The organism is Actinomycetospora sp. (assembly GCF_055612215.1).
This window is the reverse complement of sequence record NZ_JBVPVA010001180.1, coordinates 1-1789: the sequence shown is the minus strand read 5'-3', so window position 1 is coordinate 1789 and position 1789 is coordinate 1. Positions and strand designations below refer to the sequence as shown.

Below are 1789 nucleotides of genomic sequence, written 5' to 3'. Positions count from 1 at the left end.
CGCCCCGGGGTCCTCGACCTTGAGGTTGCGGGTGCCGTCCTTGAAGCCCATGAGGTTGCGGGCCGTCGCCTGGGCGGTCGAGGTCGACGAGGTCCGGCCGAACCCGAGCTGGGTCCAGCGGGTGACGACGGTGCCGCGGCCGAGCCGGGCGAGGTTGCGGACGGCGTGGAAGGCGACCTGCGGGTCCTCGGAGCAGGCCTGGACGCAGAGGTCGCCCCCGGACCTCGTCGGGTCCAGGAAGTCGCCGGGCAGCGCGGGCAGCTCGGCGAGCTCGGCGGGGCGCCGGGCGGCCAGCCCGAAGCGGCCGTCGAAGAGGCCCGGGCCGAAGCCGACGGTGACCGTCAGGTTCCCCGGGGCCAGACCGTCGGCCTCCCCGGTGTCCGCCGGGGGGCTCTGCTGCTGGTCGCTCGGGCCGGGCACGGGCTGCCCCTGGGTCATCGCCTCGGCGGCGGCGGTCCAGGTGGTGAGCATCGCGACGAGGTCGGCGCGCGTCGCGCCGGGCGCGATGTCGAAGGCCGCGAAGGCCAGGCGGTCCTGCGCCGCGGTGTCGATGCCGGCCTGGTAGGTGCCGCGGAACGGGACGGTCAGGGGCGGGGGTGCGGGGGCGTCGGTCGAGCAGGCGGCGAGCACGCCGCCGGCCGCGCCGACCCCTGCGAGGAGGCCGGCACGGCCGAGGAACCGACGTCGATCGAGCGCGGACGTGGTCACGCCACCTTTCCGGAGACCTGGGACAGGGGCTCGGCGAGGGCGTTGACGCGGTCGGCCAGCACGCGGCGCTGGGCGTCGGTCACCGTCGAGTAGTCGACGTAGCCCGGGATGCCGGGCGCCGCCTCGCCGGTGCGGAAGGGCGCCAGCTCGTCGGTGATGCCGGTGAAGCGGGCCTGCAGCTGGGTGGCCAGCGCCGGGTCCTTGGTCTGCAGCGACGGCTTGAGCAGCTCGAACGCCTTCTGGGCGCCGGCGATGTTGGCGTCGAAGTCGGAGAGGTCGGTGTGGGAGTACGCGTCCTCCTCGCCGGTGACCTTCGAGGTCGAGACCTCGGTCAGCAGCTCGCTCGCGCCGTTCGCCAGCTGCGCGGGCTGGTAGTCCGTGGTGCCCACGAGGGTCTGCAGCTTGGTGATGTCGGCGTCGAGCTTGTCCGCGATCGGCGCCATCCCCGCGGTGGTCCGGTCCACCCAGAGCGCCTGCTCGATCCGGTGGAACCCGGTCCACTCCGCGCCGGGCTCGACGTCGGCGATGCGCTGGTCGATCGCCGGGTCGAGGTCGCCGAAGCTCTCGGCCACGGGCTCGATCTGCTCGTAGTGGTACCGGGCGGGCGCGTAGGCCTTCTGCGCGGCGGCGACGTCCCCGGCGCGGACCGCGTCGGTGAACTGCTTGGCCGCGGGGACCAGGGCGGCGACCTCGCCGATCGCGTACTGCTTGTACCCGGCCGTCGCGCTGGCCAGGGAGGCCTCCACCGGCGCCGGCGACGCCCCGCCCTGACCGGTCACGGTGAGCGGCGCGGTGTCCTGCGCGGCACCCGGGCAGTAGACGGTGTAGGTGCCCGGGTCCAGGCGCAGCGAGAACTCGCTCGACAGCCCCGCGACGACGTTCTCCTTCTCCCCCAGGATCCGGTTGTCCTTCTGGATCTCGCCCTCGGTCACCTTCGACGTGCCGGAGTTGGTGACGGTGAAGTCGACCTGCCCCGCGGGGACGGACGCGGGCTGCGGGGCGCACCCGGCGTCGCTGAGGGTCATCGAGACCTTGCTGCCCTGCGCGGCCTGGTCGCCGGATCCGGAGGAGCAGGCCGCGA

At 74.3% G+C, this 1789-nt stretch carries 2 protein-coding genes; both read right to left on the bottom strand.

What is annotated here, in order from left to right:
* A partial coding sequence (locus AC0CYZ_RS31610; protein WP_472222215.1) for a Dyp-type peroxidase occupies positions 1-708 on the bottom strand: 708 nt, incomplete at its 3' end.
* The coding region (gene efeO / locus AC0CYZ_RS31605; RefSeq protein WP_472222213.1) for an iron uptake system protein EfeO at positions 705-1789 on the bottom strand (1085 nt) is incomplete at its 5' end. The genes AC0CYZ_RS31610 and efeO, both read right to left, overlap by 4 nt.